The sequence below is a fragment of the Sphingobacterium sp. UBA7855 genome (assembly GCA_002500745.1).
In the GTDB taxonomy this organism is placed as follows: Bacteria; Bacteroidota; Bacteroidia; order Sphingobacteriales; family Sphingobacteriaceae; genus Sphingobacterium.
On sequence record DLST01000018.1, the window covers coordinates 1 to 19,939 of the forward strand.

At 39.8% G+C, this 19,939-nt stretch carries 17 protein-coding genes; 6 read left to right on the top strand and 11 right to left on the bottom strand.

Annotated features, from left to right (window positions below):
• The coding region (locus B2107_RS16445) for a hypothetical protein (protein ID WP_293956741.1) at nt 1-234 on the top strand (234 nt) is incomplete at its 5' end.
• A gap of 577 nt (nt 235-811) precedes the next feature.
• On the opposite strand, the gene B2107_RS16450 is transcribed toward B2107_RS16445, so the two are convergent.
• Genes B2107_RS16450 through spt form a run of 5 tightly spaced genes read right to left on the bottom strand, consistent with a single transcriptional unit; the run spans nt 812 to nt 5,236 of the window.
• The gene (locus B2107_RS16450; RefSeq protein WP_293956742.1) at nt 812-1,210 is read right to left on the bottom strand and encodes a GtrA family protein; all 399 of its coding nucleotides are present in this window, start codon (nt 1,208-1,210) and stop codon (nt 812-814) included.
• A 2-nt stretch (nt 1,211-1,212) separates the two neighbouring features.
• Nucleotides 1,213-1,905: a CDP-alcohol phosphatidyltransferase family protein gene (locus B2107_RS16455; RefSeq protein ID WP_293956743.1), complete on the bottom strand. Its 693-nt coding sequence runs from the start codon at nt 1,903-1,905 to the stop codon at nt 1,213-1,215.
• Nucleotides 1,906-1,914: 9 nt separating this feature from the next.
• Nucleotides 1,915-2,907, bottom strand: coding sequence for an NAD-dependent epimerase/dehydratase family protein (locus tag B2107_RS16460; RefSeq protein ID WP_293956744.1), 993 nt, complete (start codon nt 2,905-2,907; stop codon nt 1,915-1,917).
• Nucleotides 2,904-4,025 carry a hypothetical protein gene (locus tag B2107_RS16465; RefSeq protein WP_293956745.1) on the bottom strand — a complete coding sequence of 374 codons (1,122 nt, stop codon included), beginning with the start codon at nt 4,023-4,025 and terminating at the stop codon, nt 2,904-2,906. The genes B2107_RS16460 and B2107_RS16465 overlap by 4 nt, the downstream gene beginning before the upstream one ends.
• An 11-nt stretch (nt 4,026-4,036) precedes the next feature.
• A complete protein-coding gene (spt, locus tag B2107_RS16470) occupies nt 4,037-5,236 on the bottom strand; it encodes a serine palmitoyltransferase (RefSeq protein ID WP_293883857.1) in 1,200 nt (399 codons plus the stop codon).
• A gap of 411 nt (nt 5,237-5,647) precedes the next feature.
• Here spt and smpB point away from each other — a divergent pair, with 411 nt between their 5' ends.
• Nucleotides 5,648-6,103, top strand: coding sequence for an SsrA-binding protein SmpB (gene smpB, locus B2107_RS16475; protein WP_209580610.1), 456 nt, complete (start codon nt 5,648-5,650; stop codon nt 6,101-6,103).
• 1 nt (nt 6,104) lies between these two features.
• On the opposite strand, the gene B2107_RS16480 is transcribed toward smpB, so the two are convergent.
• Complete coding sequence (locus B2107_RS16480) at nt 6,105-7,007, bottom strand: AraC family transcriptional regulator (RefSeq protein ID WP_293956747.1); 903 nt, start codon at nt 7,005-7,007, stop codon at nt 6,105-6,107.
• A gap of 172 nt (nt 7,008-7,179) precedes the next feature.
• Between B2107_RS16480 and B2107_RS16485 the strand changes: the two genes are divergently transcribed.
• Nucleotides 7,180-8,682: an aldehyde dehydrogenase family protein gene (locus B2107_RS16485; protein WP_293956748.1), complete on the top strand. Its 1,503-nt coding sequence runs from the start codon at nt 7,180-7,182 to the stop codon at nt 8,680-8,682.
• 140 nt (nt 8,683-8,822) lie between these two features.
• Nucleotides 8,823-9,197 (top strand): DUF779 domain-containing protein, encoded by a 375-nt coding sequence (locus B2107_RS16490; protein ID WP_293956749.1) that lies wholly within the window; start codon nt 8,823-8,825, stop codon nt 9,195-9,197.
• A 157-nt stretch (nt 9,198-9,354) separates the two neighbouring features.
• Here the strand turns inward: B2107_RS16490 and B2107_RS16495 are convergent, their stop codons facing one another.
• From B2107_RS16495 to B2107_RS16515, 5 genes are all read right to left on the bottom strand, one after another.
• Nucleotides 9,355-9,756, bottom strand: a complete 402-nt coding sequence (locus B2107_RS16495; RefSeq protein WP_293956750.1) for an acyl-CoA thioesterase — start codon at nt 9,754-9,756, stop codon at nt 9,355-9,357.
• A 68-nt stretch (nt 9,757-9,824) separates the two neighbouring features.
• The gene (locus tag B2107_RS16500; protein ID WP_293956752.1) at nt 9,825-11,648 is read right to left on the bottom strand and encodes a MutS-related protein; all 1,824 of its coding nucleotides are present in this window, start codon (nt 11,646-11,648) and stop codon (nt 9,825-9,827) included.
• Nucleotides 11,649-11,761: 113 nt separating this feature from the next.
• The gene (locus B2107_RS16505; RefSeq protein WP_293956753.1) at nt 11,762-12,418 is read right to left on the bottom strand and encodes a protein-L-isoaspartate(D-aspartate) O-methyltransferase; all 657 of its coding nucleotides are present in this window, start codon (nt 12,416-12,418) and stop codon (nt 11,762-11,764) included.
• A 233-nt stretch (nt 12,419-12,651) separates the two neighbouring features.
• Entirely contained in the window at nt 12,652-15,135 is a 2,484-nt protein-coding gene (priA, locus tag B2107_RS16510) for a replication restart helicase PriA (protein WP_293956754.1), read from the bottom strand.
• Between the two features lie 242 nt (nt 15,136-15,377).
• Nucleotides 15,378-15,767, bottom strand: a complete 390-nt coding sequence (locus tag B2107_RS16515; RefSeq protein ID WP_293956755.1) for a DUF423 domain-containing protein — start codon at nt 15,765-15,767, stop codon at nt 15,378-15,380.
• Between the two features lie 403 nt (nt 15,768-16,170).
• On the opposite strand from B2107_RS16515, the gene B2107_RS16520 reads away from it, so the two are divergent.
• Nucleotides 16,171-18,810 (top strand): hypothetical protein, encoded by a 2,640-nt coding sequence (locus tag B2107_RS16520; protein ID WP_293956756.1) that lies wholly within the window; start codon nt 16,171-16,173, stop codon nt 18,808-18,810.
• A 118-nt stretch (nt 18,811-18,928) separates the two neighbouring features.
• A complete protein-coding gene (locus tag B2107_RS16525; RefSeq protein ID WP_293956758.1) occupies nt 18,929-19,939 on the top strand; it encodes a DHH family phosphoesterase in 1,011 nt (336 codons plus the stop codon).

Below are 19,939 nucleotides of genomic sequence, written 5' to 3' on the forward strand. Positions count from 1 at the left end.
GGAAGTTTGGGGACAAATTTCCAAGCCTTTTGTTTTTATTTATTTCATTTTGGACATAACTCGCTTGAAGGATGGGAGATTATTTTTGGGAAGCAGTCTCCCGAAGTGGAATTTAAGGGGCAGATCGCAGATAAAAGGAGCTCCGGGTGGGGAAACGGTGCGGCAGGCAGCTGCGCCAGGACAAAATGGCCCGGGAGGACGAAGCCGGTAGAAGGCGCACCGCGGCACTCATGACCGGTATCTTGTGCAGGTTGCATGCCGTTGGCAGCGCACCGTTGGCACCGCCGTGTTAAGCCGGCACCGCAGCATTGTAGGAGCAAATTGTATTACGGTCACCGGGGACTAAAGCGTGGTCTCTTTCGCAGCTTGTATGCCGCAGGCGCCGCCGGGCTAAACGCCCTACCGAATTCGAAATATAAGACGGCCGATCGAAGGCATCAAAGACGCTACCATTTTATAGCTTAGTTTAGGGTTTACTTAGGGTTTAGTTAGGGTTTGTTTAGGTTTAGTATAGGTTGAACCCATACTAAACCTAACTTAAGACTAAGCTATAGGTAAACAAATTCTAGACTAATGAATAAAAGAGTTATTACATTGTTTTCCATATTCAATCCACACTGAAACGGGATACGCTCAAAAAAGCCACCGCCAGCTCGCATGGCGAGAATGCTTCCACAATAGGTTCATTCAGAAAGCCATCAAATATAAATCGCAAGTACACACCTCGGTTAATCAGCGATCGACAAAATAATAGAAATAGAAACAATTTACAATCAGCTAGAACTGCTGCATTAGGAAATAAAGAAATAAATTAGTCCTTTTCATCAGTTTTAAAAACCCAAAAACGTTGAAGTGTATAGTTGAAGCCCAAAGAAACGAGCAACTCTACAACAAGTTTTGAGAAAAGGAAATTCACATGATATACATCAACTAAAAAATGAATACCTGTAGACTTCAGTGCAATGCTACCACAAACAACAATCACAAATTTCCATAGTTGGCTTCCTACAGACTTTTGTGTGCTTCCAAACGACCAGTAGCGATTGATCAGAAAATTAACAATTGCTCCAAGGCTGCCGCTAATAGCATTAGAAAAAGGAGCACTGATATGAAGTAATTTATAGCACGCTGAGTATACCCCAAAATCAAACAAACCGCCTAAAAAGGCGGAAAGTTGCGCTTTTAAAAAAGTAACAAACTTGGAAGACATCGTTAAATATTCTCCTCCTGCTGTTTCATCAATTTATCCTCTTTATCTTTTTCATCGCCCAATTTGAGAAGTAGGCGCGTATCATTTGCATTAATTATAAATAGCGCAATACAAATTACAAGTACGCACCAATTAATGGATCCAGGCATTAAGACTTCGAAGAGCATGACTAATGAAATAACCACGCGGATTTCAGTGGGGCCCAAAATCCCAGCATCTATTGTATACTTATCCGTAATTCTATACCTAAGCTGAGAAATAATCATTGCCCAACCATATAATGCCACTAATGAAAAACCCAGGTACTTGTAATCTCCTACAGTGTAAAGCACATATCCCAGTCCAATGAAAACCGTACTGATCCAATCCATTACAATATCCAACGCAAAACCGTACCACCGACGGGATTTATTCCGATAAAATGCGATCCGTCCATCCAATGAATCACCAAACCACTGCACAAAAAAACCAGGAATTCCTAGAAGTAAATAACGGATATCAACGTATTCGGCCAGTATAAAACTTCCCAATATCATTAACGAACCTAGAAATCCGATGGCTGTAAGTCCATCAGAAGTAATCCAATTTGGGATTCGGGGAACGAGATACGAAATAAGCTTTTGTTCGGGTTCACTTAAGATATTTGTTCGCTTTCTATCCTGAAAAAGCTTTTTATTTATTTTTAACTCACTCATTATCTGCTATTATAGCCATTTATTTTCTTTATACCAAGCCAATGCCTCCATTAAGCCTTTCTTCAAATCATATTTAGGTTGGTATTGTATGTGACGTTGGGCAGCAGAGATATCACAGCCCCAGTTTTCTGCTGTAAGTTCATTTAGCCTTTCCGGATATAATACAGGTATTGCTTTAGATTTTCTATACAGAAGCTCAAAAATAACGGCGATCGCTTTCACAATCCCTAAAGGAATGTGCATACGAAACATTCTCTTTTGGCTAAAATCTTTAAAAATTTTCGCCATATCATAACGGCTATATACCTGTCCGTCACTGAGGTTATACACCTGTTTTCCTCCCTGATCAAAACGGCAGGCATGAAGAATGGCCTGTACCAAGTCGGCAACATAAATGAAGCTAAGCTTCTGTGGCGAGCGGCCAACATATGCATCCATACCTCCGTTCATGGTTTTAAAAAGAATAAAGATATCCTTTTCACGGGGACCATATACTGCAGTAGGCCGCAAAATTGTTAGTGGATAATCTTTAAAGTCATTCAATATAAGTTCCGCTTTCTGCTTACTACGTCCATATGCTGTAACCGGATGATAGGGATTACCTTCATCAATCAGCATTGCATCATAGCGAACGGGACCAATAGCGGCCAAACTACTAACAAAAACAAATCTTTTGATGGGATTTTTTAATGAAAAACAAGCTGCTGCCAAACTTTTTGTATACACAACATTGACCTTTTCAAGATCTTCTTCACGTTTGGCACGTGTCATTGCCGCAGCATGAACTACATAGGAATAATTTTCAGCTTCCAACAATGTTCTGATAGATCCTTCATCAGAGAAATCTGGGTAAACAAACCTATCTACAACGGAGCGAATTTCTGAAACATCACTTGACTTTCTCACCGCAGCATGAACTTCCATCCCTGCCGCCTTCGCTGCTCTTGTCAAATGATAACCTACAAAACCACTCGCTCCGGTGATTAATATTTTTTCTATCATAATGATTTTTGATACAAACGATAACGTTTGTACAATTCTCCATTCATTTGCTCAATCGCGTGGTTCATCATATAATTGTGCTCCAACATCCATGAACATTCGGCCCCTTTAATATTGGAATCTTTTGATTCTTTTATAATTCGACCATATAAACACGCCTCAATACCTAGTTTACGGTAGTCTTCCAGCACCCCTAACATGAGTACGCGAAGCAAATTTATTTTTTTCCTTCCAAATAACAATTTAAAAATGCCCGTAGGAAGTAAACGACCCCGCTTCACCTTAATCAGGATCTGGTTAATATCCGGTATGCCCAGGCCAAAACCAACAAGTTCACCGTCTTTCTCAGCTACGATAGCAAACCGAGGATCGAGGATCATTTTTAGATCCTTGGCTGTATAATTAAACTCGTCTTCAGTCATGGGAACAAATCCCGAATTTTTATCCCATGCTCTATTGTAAATATCACGAACCCTTGCCGCCTCATTTTTAAAATCTTTCACATTGAACTGACGCAAGGTGATCCCAGATCTTTTCAGACGCTCCTCCAGCCTATCCAAAAGCAATACAGAACGCTTATCAGCAGATTTCTCCATCACCAAATAAGCGCGTAAGTCCACTTTATGACCATAGCCTGAATTGGTAATTAGATCGATGTAATAGGGTGAATTATACGGCATCATAGCTACCGGTGGCATATCAAAGCCTTCAACCAATAAACCTACAGTGTCATTGGTAGATAAGTTAATCGGCCCCACAATCGTATCACCACCTTTTGCTTTCACCCATTTTTCTGCTGTTTCAAACAATGCATTTGCGACCTCCTGATCATCTATACAGTCGAAAAATCCCCATTGCCCCTCATTCACGTGATTAAAGGCGTTATGGTTATTATTCCAGATTGCACAAATGCGGCCAACAATTTTATCGTTACGATAAGCTAGAAAAGGTTGTGCTTGAGAATGTTTATAAAAAGGATGCTTGTCAGGGGAAAGCAAATCGTTTTGTTCAAGAAATAAGGCCGGTACATAATTAGGATTTCCCTCATAAAGACTATGAGGGAAATCTATAAACAGCCGTCTTTGTTTCTTCGTTTCAACGGGTATAATCTGAATCATACGATTAGATTTTATATTAATGTTTCAACTTCAGCTTGTTTGAATACTTTAACCATCTTTTCAATAGCCTCGTCGATTTGGTCATAAGTATGTGTCGCCATCAATGAAAAACGAATTAAAGACTCTTCAGCAGGAACTGCCGGAGAAACAACCGGGTTGACAAAGACGCCATCATCTTGAAGCATTTTTGTTACCCAAAACGTTTTTTCATTGCTACGAATAAAGATCGGTAAAATTGGACTTTCCGTCGCACCTAGATCAAACCCATGATCCAATAACTGTGCTTTGGCATAATCTGTATTTTTCCATAATTTTTCAATGTGCTCTGGCTCATTTTGAATAATTTCCAATGCTTTCAATGTTGAAGCTACAGAAGCTGGAGTCATTGAAGCGCTGAACATCACCGAGCGCGCATTATGTTTTAAGAAATCAATTACATCGGCATCACCAGCTACAAAGCCACCTAAAGATGCTAAAGATTTACTAAAGGTACCCATGATCAAATCCACATCGTCATTAAGCCCAAAATGCGAAGCCGTACCAGCTCCTTTGTGACCAATAACGCCTAAACTATGTGCATCATCAACCATTACTGCCGCATCAAACTCATTGGCAATAGCAGTAAGTTCAGGCAAATTAACAATATCACCTTCCATACTAAAGATACCATCCGTACAAATTAACTTCGCACTATCCTCAGGTAGGCGAGATAACTTTGCACGCAAGTCCTCCATATTGTTGTGACCGTACTTAATTACCTTAGAAAAAGATAATCGACTACCATCAATAATAGATGCATGGTCGCGTTCATCTAATAAAATATAATCATTACGCCCCATGAGACAGGACAAAGGGCCAAGATTTGATTGAAATCCTGTACTAAAAAGAATAGCAGCTTCTTTACCCACATAAGCAGATAATTTTTCTTCCAGTTCTACGTGAATATCCAACGTACCGTTTAGAAAACGAGATCCAGCACATCCAGTACCATACTTTTCCAAAGCGTCTTGCGCTGCTTTTATAATACGTGCATCAGTCGTTAACCCTAAATAAGAGTTAGAACCAAACATCAATACACGTCTACCATCGATTTTTACCTCGGTATCTTGTTTTGATTGAATAGGTCTAAAATAGGCATATAAGCCTTTAGCTTTCAACTCCTCAACAATCTTAAATTGCGATATTTTTTCGCCTAACTTTCCTTTACTCATGCGATAAAAAGGTATTTCTAAAACTATTTCTAACTTTTAGATGTTATTGTAACAAACAAAATTATCGAACTGGACTTTTATATAAAAAACTCGGCCTCCGATGAAAAATCTGCTATATCCACAATGTAAGCTAAAATTCTACGTTGTATATATTCACAATAATTCCAAAAAAACGTTGCAAACATACGAAAACATAATCTGACTTTCACTTAAATTTAGTCATATTTTTAAGACATCGTCCAAAACAGTTAATTTTATTTTAATACTCCGCTAACATCCCTCCACATAATTCTACTTTAAAATAAGACAATTTTAATAATTATATTTGCGAACTTTAAATTATCCTATAATTAGTTACATTTAGGTTCATTGCAATAGCAATGGTGTAGACTTACTAATATACAACAATATATGGCTTTATCTTCAGATATCAATATAAAAAATAAAAAAGCTTCTTTTGAATATCACTTACTAGACAAGTACATAGCAGGAATTCGCCTATTGGGAACAGAAATAAAATCCATTCGCGAAGGCAAGGCAAATATCAACGATAGTTTCTGCAGTTTTTTTGAAGACGGACTCTACATTCGTAACATGCACATTGCCGAATACTCCATGGGTTCTTTCTATAATCACGAAGCAAAACGGGACCGTCAGCTGCTATTGACAAAAAGAGAATTAAAAAAATTGAAAGAGAAAGGGGAAGAACGTGGTTTTACCATCGTCCCTTTACGCATTTTTATCAGTCCACGTGGTTTCGCTAAAGTTGAAATTGCCTTGGCTCAGGGCAAAAAGGATTTCGACAAACGGGAAAACATTAAAGAAAGAGATGTCAAGCGTGAACTTGACCGTGTAATGAAATTCTAGGTTAACGCGCCAGGACATATGCGCCTGGCGTAATGCCCACTCTACTTTTAAAAAGCCGAACAAAATAGTTGACATCGTTAAACCCAGCACCATAGCAAGACTCCTTTACATTGCGGGTTAGCAAAAGCATCTTTTTTGCTACCTCAATACGCTGTTGGATCACATACTCCATAGGACTAAGCCCCAGCTCGCGGTTAAACATCCGCGTAAGGCTCGCCTTACTCATGTGAGCAGTCCGTTCGAGCAGTGCCATTGTAATTTTCTCCGTAATATGCTTCTGAATAAATTCCTGCAAATGTAGCAGAATTTTGTTGGGCGATTTACCAATTTTCAATGCTATCGATGACTGGGACTGCAATAACCGAATTGTAAGCTCTTTAAAAGCGAGATCGGCGAGCACATCTTTTAACGGATTTTCGCTGATAATGATCTGAAATAACTTATTCACCAAATCTGCGAGCTCCGTAGAATTATAGAGGTGAAAAAGGTCGGGATCAATACGCCAATGATTGACCTGCTCTTTGGGATAAAATTCATTCAAATAGTCTAAAACTGCCGCTATCTTCTCTTTGTGAATCGTCAAAGCAGTACACTGCGTAGGCTTTTCTAAAGTAGCTTCAGGAAAATCGATGTGCATGCCAACAAGCGCGGGCAATACCATCATCTGCCCCGGCAGATAATCAAAAGCCTTTACATTATCCAAATGCATGATCTTCTTCCCTTGGATCATATTAATCATAACAAGATCATCGAAACACAAGGGCACCTGTTCAGAAACACGATACGTTTCGTAGATGTTAAGCTCTAGGCTATCTAACGTGAATGCGCGTCGGTTTTCCACTAATGTACTCAACTCCCGAGCCTGAGAAAATGGCAATGTATGAATTAACTTCCTGTCTCCCATGATATACCAATTAAATAAATGGCTTTAGATCAAATATAACAAAAAAATGGAACGTCAGTTTTCACCCCTTTGAAACAATCGTGCTATGTTTTGCATCGATACTGCTACGGGATTGAATAATTGCTGGCTAACTTTGATAAGAAGGGAATAAAAATAATTAAAAATAACCCATATGAGCGCAATTAAAAGGCCATCGTTCAAAGAACGATATGACAACTACATTGGTGGTAAATTCGTCGCACCAGTACAAGGAAAATATTTTGATAACATCTCACCAGTAGACGGAAAGGTATTTACGCAAGTTGCCCATTCCACAAAAGAAGATCTGGATCTAGCTGTTGATACTGCAGCTAAAGCCTTTGAAACTTGGGGAAAGACTTCAGCCACTGAACGGAGCATCATCCTAAATAAAATCGCCGACCGTATTGAAGCCAATCTAGAATATATCGCGGCAGTTGAGACCATAGACAACGGAAAGGCGGTACGCGAAACGCTAAATGCTGACATCCCCTTAGCAATTGATCATTTTCGATATTTTGCGGGTGTAATCCGAGCTGAGGAAGGTTCCATAAGTGAATTGGACAGTAACACCGTATCCTTGATTGTACACGAACCAATCGGGGTAGTTGCACAGATTATTCCATGGAATTTCCCGATTCTAATGGCGGTATGGAAACTAGCTCCAGCGCTTGCTGCAGGGAATACCGTTGTACTAAAACCTGCTGAAGGCACACCGGCATCTATTCTTATTTTGATGGAAATAATTGGTGATTTGATTCCCGCAGGAGTGGTTAATATCGTCAACGGTTTCGGTGCGGAACTTGGTCGCGCCTTAGTCACCAACCCAAAGGTTTCCAAAGCCGCATTCACGGGTTCCACAGCAACAGGCCGTTTGGTGATGCAGTATGCCACTGAAAACATCATTCCAGTAACACTCGAACTCGGCGGAAAATCGCCAAATATTTTCTTCAGTTCGGTGATGGATGCCGATGACGCATTTTTGGATAAGGCGATCGAAGGCGCGGTGCTATTTGCACTCAATCAAGGAGAGATTTGTACATGTCCTTCACGTTTATTGGTACAGGAAGATATCTACGATAGATTTATAGCTAAAGTCGTTGATCGGGTCAATCAGATCAAAGTTGGAGACCCATTAGATCCATCAACCATGATGGGCGCTCAGGCATCAAAAATCCAAAAAGACAAGATCATGTCCTATATTAAACTAGGTAAAGAAGAAGGAGCAGAAGTGTTAACCGGTGGCGATGAAAACAATGTTGGCGAGGGCTTTGAAGATGGCTACTACATTAAGCCAACCCTATTCAAAGGCGATAATAAAATGCGGATTTTCCAGGAAGAAATATTTGGACCAGTACTGGCGGTCACTACCTTCAAAGATGAGGAGGAAGCAATTGCCATCGCCAACGATACAATGTATGGACTGGGAGCTGGTGTATGGACCAGAGATGCGCATCAGCTTTATCAGGTTCCACGTGCTATTCAGGCGGGCCGTGTTTGGGTAAATCAATATCATTCCTACCCTGCTGGAGCTCCGTTTGGTGGATACAAACAGTCAGGTATCGGACGGGAAAATCATAAAATGATGCTTGCACACTATAGACAGGCTAAAAACATGCTGATTTCCTACAGCAAAGAAAAACTTGGCTTCTTCTAATAGAACTTTAATCGTAAGCTGACACCGTACCAGGTGGCATCGTCAAACGCTATGCTACCTGGTACGCTTCAAAAACGCAATCGATCTTTCACGCTAAATTTGATGTGGGCTAATTTTAATAAACATGATCCAATTTTATTATGATAAATAGACTAGACGTTACGGATAAAGCAAAAGATCTTATTCATGAACTTGAAGCAAAACATGGTAAATTAATGTTCTACCAAGCGGGAGGTTGCTGTGAAGGTACTCAACCGCAGTGTTTTGAACAAGGAGGGTATTTTCCCCGTACAAATGACGCCATGATCGGACTAGCGGAAGGCTATGAATTCTGGGTTGATCGCGATCTCTTTGAGTATTGGAAACATGCACATTTCACATTAGACGTACTGGATGGCTTTGGCCCTGGAGGCTTCTCGCTGGAAACTCCACTGGGCAAAACCTTCAAAGTTCACTACAGACTGTTTACATCAGAAGAGCTCAATGAATTAAGCCCCGTCAAGAGAAACGAATAGAAAAACACGTAAATCCATAGAATCACAACCCTATCGGAGACAACAATCGAAATTCTTAGATTGATCTCTGCACAAAAAAAGGACCTTTATTACGGTCCTTTTTTATGTTATAAATTTTCAGAATTTTCGTCTTCTCCCCTAAAATAGCCTTCGAATTCTATTCAATATCCAAACCTTCAAGTACTGGAATTGGCTGCTTATTTTCATCCAGGGCAACGAATGTAAAGACACCTTCTATTGCCAACTCTCTCCCCTCCCTGTACATATGCTCCAAAAATATCTCGACCTTCACCTTCAAGCTGGTACGGCCAACATGTTGAACTCTTGCGATAGCTTCTATAATACTTCCTGAAGGAATAGCTTTATTAAAGTCTATACGATCTGTTGATACAGTGACCAACGTTTTGCGACAAAATCGTGTTGCAGCCATAAACGACACTTCATCCATAATGGACATGGCCTTGCCGCCGAATAAAGTATCGTGATGATTCGTCAAAAACGGAAACACAGTGGTACAAACATGTGTTTCAGACAAATCAATACGTTCTTGTAAAGTCATTTATTGTTTTATTTAGTGGATTTAAGAGGAGACAAATGTAAATCAATCTCCTTTCAGTTGAGTCATTTTTATTCCATATTTTCGTTGATATCTACACCGATACCCTTCAATAAGAGCGACGCATTGAATATCTTGCACTCGCCAATCTTCAGCTTATAATCAAATAGCATCTGACCTTCATCAACACGAATATCAAAATGATAATTTTTGATATCCCCAGGAAATTCCTCTTGTAAACTAGACAGCTGTAAGTCGTGTGTTGCCACCATACCTTTACCATTTAACCGCACCAATTTCTTTATGATTGCCCGCGAACCGAGGTATTTATCCACCGAATTTGTACCCCGTAACATTTCATCAATCAGAAAAAAGCTATCGCTGTTTAGGGACACCGTATCTAATATGAATTTCATCCGATTCAGTTCCGCCTTAAAGGTAGACGTACTTTCATTCAGATTATCTTTGATCCGCATATAGGATATCAGTTTGTAAATCGGCAACTGAAAAGATGTTGCTGCAACAGACGCCCCAGCATAGGCTAAAATGGCATTTATGCCCACGGTACGCAGAAAGGTACTTTTACCAGCCATGTTGGATCCCGTTACCAAAGCAATTCGATGATCCATACTGTTATAATCATTGGCGACTACCTGATTGATCGGAATCAAGGGATGATATAATCCTTGGGCATTGATCTTATCTTGCAACGGGTTATCCAAAATTATCGGATCAATATAGGTCGGATGATTTCGCTTCCAAATGGCAAGACTGGTTACCGCCTCTACTTTTGCCAAAGTATCGAATGAATTTAAAATTTCGTGCTCATATTTATTCTTCCAGTCAACAATTGCCAATACCTGCCTAAAATCCCAAAGCAGAAATAAATTTAAAAAAATACCAACAAATACATTATTGCGGGCATCCAGATTGTTAATTAGACCTGCGAGCTTTTTAAATGCAAGGGATATCGAATCAGCACCCTGACGCTGTTTAAGTTCCCCGGCGATTCCAAGCATGGAAGAGGACTTCCACTCTTTGCTTTCAATCGATTGAATCGCTTCGGCATAGGAGCCTAGCACACCACCGATCTTGTCTATTCGAGAGGAAAACAGCCCCACACTTCCCGATTTGGCTAACGCCCATAGGATATGGAATAAGCCCAATAATGTTGCAATCCCAGCTAACTTTGGAACGAAAAAACTTCCCGCTAAAGCAAGTAAAAATAGAATGGGACCTGCTTTGATGTAGAAACGCATAAAACCGTTGCCGAATTGAAAATTACGATCCTGAAAGTAATTTGTTAAGAAAGCCTTGATGTCCAGTTTATGGTTCAGGTTTGCCAAAAGTTTAGCTTGAAAATCCCAAATCCACTCCGATTCGCTTTCCAGTTCCTGAGTCGCTTCCTGATTAAGGAGAATCTGATATTTTTGAAGCGGTTTATCCAGCCATGATGCCAAAAGATCGATCCCCTGTTTTGTGGTTGCACGATTTATCTGAGCAAATAAAGCATAGGTTCCAAAGACATCCATATCAGCGCTATATGGATGAGCGCCATCCTCAAAATGCTGGCCATGATCATACATATTTAACTCTCCTTCTGCCATAGCCTGCTCATTTGCCAAAACTTTAAGATAAGCTTCAAAATAATTTTTCTGAAGTTCCAGCTTGCTCTGCTTCCGCACGAGATAAGCGAACAAAAATAACAATGCAAAAAAACAAAAAAAGACCAACGGCAGGCTTTCGAGCTGAAAGGTATAAAATAATAACGCTCCCCCTCCCAGGATTACAAATAGGCGCGACAAACTCAATGTATTGACTTGCTTATTTAACTTGAGCACGGTTGAAGCTATTTCTTGATGCTTCTGATCATATAATATTGATGTTGGAGTCATAACGTCGATTTAGTCATTCATTTTAATTTAATCGAGTATCTTATCTATTTTTTATAAAAAGAGGGGCCATAGCTGCAGAGACCTTGGACGCATATTGAGCAGTTTGAAAAGCTTTACCAGGCTTGGTCTCCCACCAAAGGAACAAAACGAAAAGTATCCAGTTCGATACGGTCAAAATCATTCTCACCTACCCGGATAATGGTGACCATTTTCTGCGACTTTTCATCTCCGACAGGGATCACAAAAATTCCGCCCATTTTCAATTGCTTTAACATCACCTCGGGCACAAATGGTGCGCCCGCGGTCACGATTATCTTGTCATAAGGAGCGTGTTCTTCTATTCCCTTAGAGCCATCACCCAAAAAGAAATTAGGTTTATAGCCCATGTAGGGCAGTACCTGAATGGTTCGATGGTACAGATTTTCTTGGCGCTCGATGGTATATACTTCAGCACCAAGTTCCATGAGAATACAGGTTTGGTATCCAGACCCCGTCCCGATTTCCAATACTTTATCCCCTTTTTTCACGTGGAGTAATTCGGACTGATAGGCAACCGTATAAGGCTGTGAAATCGTCTGCCCATCACCAATTGGAAATGCAATATCCCGATAAGCCTGATTCCAGAAAGTTTCATCAAAGAAAAAATGACGTGGTACTTTTCCAATGGCATCCAAAACTTTTTGGTCTGCAATACCTCGGCTTTTTAGATGTTCCACCAATTTCTTACGGGCACCTTTCTCCCGATAATTATCAATAAACTTGTAGGCCATGATAATTCAAATTTACCTTTTAAAAGGCACATTCAGCAGAATTAATCACAATTAATTCAATACCAATACGGTACACATTTACAAGTCAAGTTGCTTTATTTTCCAAATCACCTGCTCTTATAACCAATGTACGTTGACCGCCCGAATTTGGTAGCGAACAAAACGACAAGTGCTTGTGGCTTAACTTAACCTAGAACGCCAATCTTTAAAACCTATACGGGCAATAGCTGGCTCTAATAGGGATCCACATCGACCTGAACACGTACGCCCGTATTGCTTTTATCTATTTCAAAATCCAGCAGAACCGAACGGATCAATTCCTTGACCTTTGCAATACTAATATTTGTACGTTCTATCTTTAAGGTGATGGTCTGGATAAAATTATTGCGCACCCGCGAAACCAATGGTGGTTCCGGCCCTAATACCCTCGCTCCCAGCTGCTGGCGCAATGCTGAAGCAAAACGATTGGCCGAATCATAGCATTTCTGAAAATCAGCATGTTTAATATCAATTCGGATGAGGCGGTAAAAAGGTGGATAAAGATAATTTTTTCGTTCTGTAATTTCAGTCATAAACATATCGTCATAATCGTTATTGACAACCTGCTCAAGCACTCTATGTTTGGTTGTATAACTTTGGATAATCACCCGGCCTCCAGCTTCACGACGACCAGCCCGGCCTGCAACTTGTGAAAACAGTGAAAAAGCACGTTCATAGGAACGAAAATCAGGAAAGTTGATAATGGTATCCGCGTTGATAACACCAATCAGACTTACCCTTCCAAAATCGAGTCCTTTAGCTACCATTTGCGTTCCAATAAGGACGTCGAATTCATGCTCATCAAAGGCTGTGATAATTTTATCAAATCCATATTTGCCTTTTGTGGAATCCAGATCCAAACGGCCGATTCGAATTTCCGGCATCATAAGCTCAAGCTCCTCCTCCACCCGTTCTGTACCGAATCCTTTGCTTTCGATATGTGGCATCCCGCAGGCTGGACATACCCGCAATGGTGGTTCAACATGACCGCAATAATGACAGTGCATCATATTGGAACTCTTATGATAGGTTAAGCTGACATCACAGTTGACACATTTTGCGACAAATCCACAGGTATTACATTGGATCATGGTCGTATGTCCACGTCTATTTTGAAATAAAATAATCTGCTCCTTATTCTTTACAGCTTCTTCAATGGCCTTGAGCAAGGTACCTGAAAAATAGGAAAACATATTTTCTTTTCTCCCTTCTTCGGGGATATTTACCAGCTCAATAGTTGGTAACTGCGCATTACCGTATCGTTCCAGCAGTTGCACAAAACCGTACTTCTTCGCTTTGGCATTATAATAACTTTCCAAAGAAGGTGTGGCTGATCCTAAAAGTACCTTGGTCTGATGCAGAAAGCCTAGATAAATGGCGGTATCCCGAGCATGGTAACGTGGGGCTGGATCAAACTGTTTATAGGAGCTTTCGTGCTCTTCATCAACGATGATAATCCCTAAATCCTGAAAGGGGAGAAAAACTGACGAACGTGCTCCAATGACCACCTGGAACTCATTTTTCATCACTTTATGCCATACCTCGGCACGTTCATTATCATTAAATTTGGAGTGATACACCCCCAGTTTATCGCCAAAATGCAACTTTAAGCGCGCCGTAATCTGCGCTGTCAGCGCAATCTCGGGCAGTAGATAGAGGGCTGATTTTCCCGCAGCTATCGCCTGTTCTATCAGCCTTATATAAAGCTGTGTTTTTCCTGAAGCGGTAACACCATGCAACAGCGTCACTTCCTTATCCTCAAATGACTTCTTGATTTCATCATAAGCGCGTTGCTGATTTTCATTAAATTGAAAATTGGCATCCAATTCGATATCTTCCCCCTGAAACCGAGAGACAACCTTCTCTTTAATTTCAAAAACGCCTTTGTCAATCAAAGCTGTAATAGCGCCGTTGCCGCAGCCGGAGGCCTCGGTTAACATCGGCCGCGTAATCTCCTCCGTTTTTTTAACAAGTTGCATAAACGCCAATACGGCATCTTGCTGTTTTGGCGCGCGGTTTAGACTATCCAGTAGCGCTCTTTTAGCATCTTCATTTTTAAAATCAGGAGCCAAACGTAAAAATGCTTTGGTCTTAGGCTTATATCGCTCGGTAATCTCTTCAGAAATCAATACTATTCCCTTGTCAAATAATTGCTTTAAAATAGGAAAAACAGTTTTCTGCCCCAGCAATTTCACAATATCATTCACCTTAAGTTCGCCAGCCACCTCCAGTGCTTCAATAATAAGATATTCCTTATCTGAGAGCGTAGAACGATCAAACTCATCAGCAATCGAAGGAACCACTTTGGTCTCACTGGCCAACTTCAATGCTGCTGGGAGCGCCGCCTGCATCACTTCACCCAAGCTACACATATAATAATCGGCAAGCCAATCCCAAAGTTTAAACTGCGCCAAATTGACGATCGGATTTTCATCGAGAATGTCCAAAATATATTTTGCTTCATAGTGCTTTGGTGCTTCCCGGCTTATTGACTTAACAAGGGCTGAATAGATCTTATTTCTTCCAAATTGCACAATGACCCGTACTCCTAGCTGCACACGATCGTTCCAGTCGGCCGGAATACGATAGGTATATGTTCTTGCTAACGCTAGTGGTAAGACCACATCAACAAACAGCGTATCTCTTTCACTAAAAATCGTAGATTGTGGATTGGACATAAATTCTAATTATGGTATAAAAGTACAAAAAAACCTTCACGAAAAGAGATCGAACAACTCTAGCGATGATCAAAACCTACATCGCTTAACACTGTCGTATAAGCGAAATCAAAACAAAAAACTAATACATTCATAATGTAACTATAACCTAAAAGAGCCTTCCCCAAATCTATCCGGGAAGGCTCCTTATATTTTAGATACACGAATCGATCTGTATCGAGTGATGCAATTAGCACATGAAATTATGACTTGTTCTTCAGTGCCGCAATAAATAACGCTACCCAACCGATGATAAACGAAAGACCTCCTAAAGGTGTAATAGGGCCCAAAATCGATGGATTACCAAAACCAGTTATTGCTCGTATACTCAAAATATACAAGGATCCTGAAAAAAATAGAATACCAATGAGAAAAGCAATAAACGATACTTTAATCGAATACGTCTTGGCCCTTGAAAAAGTGGATAAAAATAACAAAGCAAAGGTATGATAGAAATGATACTGATTGGCCGTTTTCCAAGTTTCAATATGATATGTACTTACCTTTCCTTCTAGACCATGAGCACCAAAGGCACCTAATATTACAGCTAACGCTCCCAACAAAGAAGCGGCTAAAATGATTTTCTTATTCATTATGTTATTTGAATGCTGAAAATGAGTTTCTAGCGATAAATGTATTAAAAACCGATCAAAATAAGGAATTTTTTGTTAAATTTATATTACAAAGGCGCATTATAGGCACGATTTTCTATCTCTTCCCATATATTTTTATTAGGTTTGTTTCTACGTATGGGTCTTCATGAGCATTATGCTGCTCAATGGGTTATTGAAAGACGTACAATGATTTTATCTCCATGAGAAACATTGGCTTCATGAATGCTTCATCGCCATTAAAATTCGAGTTTAACGTACGCTATTGCCTGCGGAAATAGCATACTCATACATATTTGTTCTGATGAAATTTACATTAATCATATCGACGTTAAGTTAGCAACGATATAAGTCAATTTATCAGCCATAGAAAAAAATAAAAAGGATGAAAAAAACAATCATCATCACTGTGATATTATTCATCGCGGTCATCGCGGCCACGATCTACCTTTTCGGAGATTTTAATAAAAATAACAAACAAGATTCTAAAGCCTTACAATACCTTCCCGAAAATACATTAGCTATTGCTTCCTTTGCCAATGATCAGACTGTAGATACGATCTTCAATGACTATGAGCTCTTTAAAGCCATTATAGGTCAACGCAATTTTGGCAACCTGGAGCGTCTTAAAGACGAATTATTACGTAGTGAACAGTTAGCGCCTCTTGTAGCGGGGCAGCAAATCTTACTCTCTTTTCACCAGGAAAAAGACCAAATTACTCCGTTATACAGCGTTCAGGTTGGTCAAAGCATTGATAATAACTCGCTGGCATCATTGCTTGGAAACGTCGGTAAAAACTACAAAATACAACCTTTTGACACCTTAGGGCAACGATTTTATGGGCTTAATCAAGGCAGCAAGGATAGTACACTTTATTGCGCTTATTCCCACGAAATCATTTTCGCCAGCTACTCCAAACAGGTACTTTCCCAGATCTTTGATAAACAGGTTAAGAAAATAAGTACCAAACAAATCGAGTTCTTCGTAAACCATAACAATAAAAACACGCCACTTAGTCTCTATTTTTTCAATGAACAATTGTCGCAAATTGCTCGAATATTGATGAAATCCAAATTTGGCACTTATCTCAACTTAATCGATTCGCTGAAGGGCCAAACGTCCTGGAACATGAATTTCAAAAAGGATGCATTTATCTTTAAAGGTGAAACTGCACTTACGGACAGCAAAAATAGCTACCTACAGTTATTTGCTACACAGACCGCTCAGGTGCAGGCATTGGGTAATTATCTTCCTAAAAATGCAGCATCTTATATCGACTTTAGCATTTCAGATCCGCATAGTTTTCGCAGTGGATTGAAAGCTTTATTTGTACAACAAAAAGAAGACAGTCGATTAGCAAAGAGCATAAAAAACTTTGAAGACGACAGTCAAGTATCATTTGACAGTATCATCGCACCCATATTCAATGATGAATTTGCGCTTGCAGAATTGGACAACCAGGATGCTATCGGTTTGATCAGTATTTCAGATTCGACACAATTTGCAGATAACCTCAAAAAATTCAGTACTGCTGTTGGCGATTCGATCTATCAATTTAAATATTCGAATCTTTTATATGCACTCTTTGGTGAACCGTTCAAGAGTTTTAACCGCCCCTATTTCACCGTTGTTGACAATATTATGGTGATAGCCAGCCGAACAGGGATCTTGAGAGACTATCGCGAATCTTTCCAGGAGAAGCAATTTCTGTCGGGAACGGCGATTTTCAAAAATCATGCAGCATTACAGAACAGTCGTAGTAATGTGACATTTTATTTAGAACCTAAAGCGGGTAAGAGCACTATTTTGAGTAACTTAAAAACCGAGTTTGCAAAGAATTTTAGAGATGAGGAGGAATATGGCTTTCAGAATTTTTATTCGTGGTCCTATCAGCTCAGCGGCAATCAAGGCTCATTTTCCTCCAGTTTATACGCCCTCTTTAAAAGCGATACGCGATTGGGGGGCAAACCTGAGTGGACGGTGCAGCTCGAAAGCCGGATTATTAATAAGCCTTGGATTTTCGATCAAGATGGAAAGAACAAATTTATCCTGATTCAAGAACAAGATCATACCGTACACGCCTTCTCTCCGGATGGAAAAGAACTGTGGCAAAACCTTTTTCAAGGTGAAATTTTGGGCGAACCTATACAGTTACAGGATCTCAGTATTATCGCTGTAACAAAAAACCGATTGTACCGCTTTATGCCCGATGGGAAAAGTATGACCGGTTTTTCGGTTGAACTACCGGCGAAGGCAACCTACGGAGCCACACTCGCTAACTTCAATAAAGAACAATGCATTTACATTCCAGCAACAGACCGCATTCTTGCGTATACCCTGGATGGTAAAAAAGTAGACGGCTTTGAAAACAATTCTGTGGATGGCCGGATTTTATTTGATTTAAAAACCACCACCTTGGGCCAGACAAATTACATCATTGCAGGTACAAGCACGGCTTCGGTCTATTTCTTTGATCAAAACGGTAAAATTATCCGTAAAAAGACGTTGGATACGGATGGGGAAAGTGTCAAAAATCCAATTGGCTTAATGGCTGCATCCGATGAAAAAAATTCTTTCATTTATTTAGCAGACAATAAAGGCAGTATTTTCAAAGTACCATTTGAGGGTGATGCAAAAAAAATTAAATTAGGCGAATGGAGCAGAGATGCTTTCTTTAATTTCGAAGATATTAGCGGTGGTGCTGACAGAGATTTTGTCATACTGTCCAAAAACAAGCTGAATGCATATAGCGCACGAGACTCTTCTTCCTACTTTGAATATAAATTTATCGAAGATGGCAGTAATAGACCTTTGTTTTTTAAACGAATAGGAAAATCTGACATCATAGGGGTTGGTACTGACAACCGCATGATTTATGTTTTTGGGTCTGATGGTTTGGTTCAGGAGGGATTCCCGGTAGAAGGCTTCTCGAAGTTCTATTATGGACCAATTAACTATGGCGACAATGCCAATTATCTAATCTGTATGAAGCGCGATTTTAAAGTCTATGTATATAAGTTTTAAAACACTGGAAATCAATTTTTTAAAATAACCCTCAAATGCAATAAGGTGTGAAAAGATCTTTATAAAAAATTTGTCTAATCTAATTTTTTTATAGTAGGTTTGCAGACTTAATATAACTATGCTAAAATCAGAAGAATTAAAAGAATTATTGGCTAAACCAAAACGTATTGTAATTACAACGCACTACAAACCAGATGGAGACGCATTAGGCTCATCGTTAGGGTTATATTTTTGGTTGGTCGCAAAAGGACACCACGTAAATCTGATTGTGCCTTCAGACTTTCCTGCCTTTTTGGATTGGTTGCCAGGCTTAGAAAATGTACAAATTTATACGCAGGATATGAATCTGCACAATCAACAGATTGATGCGGCTGAATTCATTTTCTGCTTAGATTTTAATGGCCTTGCGCGTATTCACGACATGGCCGATCCCATTCGCCAAGCGAAAGGAATCAAATGCATGATTGATCATCATTTAGATCCAGAAGGATTTGAAGACTATGCCTTTTGGGATCCATCTGCAGCAGCTACAGCACAATTGATCTATCGCTTCCTAACCCATGAGATGGAAGATTCGGAACATATCAGTGCAGACATGGCCACCTGTCTTTACACGGGCATTATGACCGACACCGGTTCATTCCGCTTTCGTTCTACCACAGCCGAAATCCACCGTATTATAGCAACCCTCATCGATTGTGGTGCGCAAAACTGGGCGATACACGAAGAGATTTACAATAGTTCCTCTGAAAGCCGTCTGAAATTCTTAGGATTCTGCTTGCTTAATAGATTGGAAGTCATCCATGAATATAATACGGCTATTATCCATGTGACAAAAACGGACCTCACTCAGTTCGAAGTAATCACAGGTGATACGGAAGGATTGGTCAACTATGCACTCTCTATTAAAGGAATTCGATTGGCAGCTTTAATTATTGACAGAAATGAACAAATTAAACTATCTTTGCGTTCGATTGGAGAAGTTCCTTGCAATGAGATCTGTAAATTGTATTTTAATGGGGGTGGGCATCTTAATGCTTCAGGTGGTAATTCAAAAGAAAGCTTAGAAGCGGTGGTTACCAAATTCAGATCGATTTTACCAAATTATAAAGAAATATTAACAAAATAA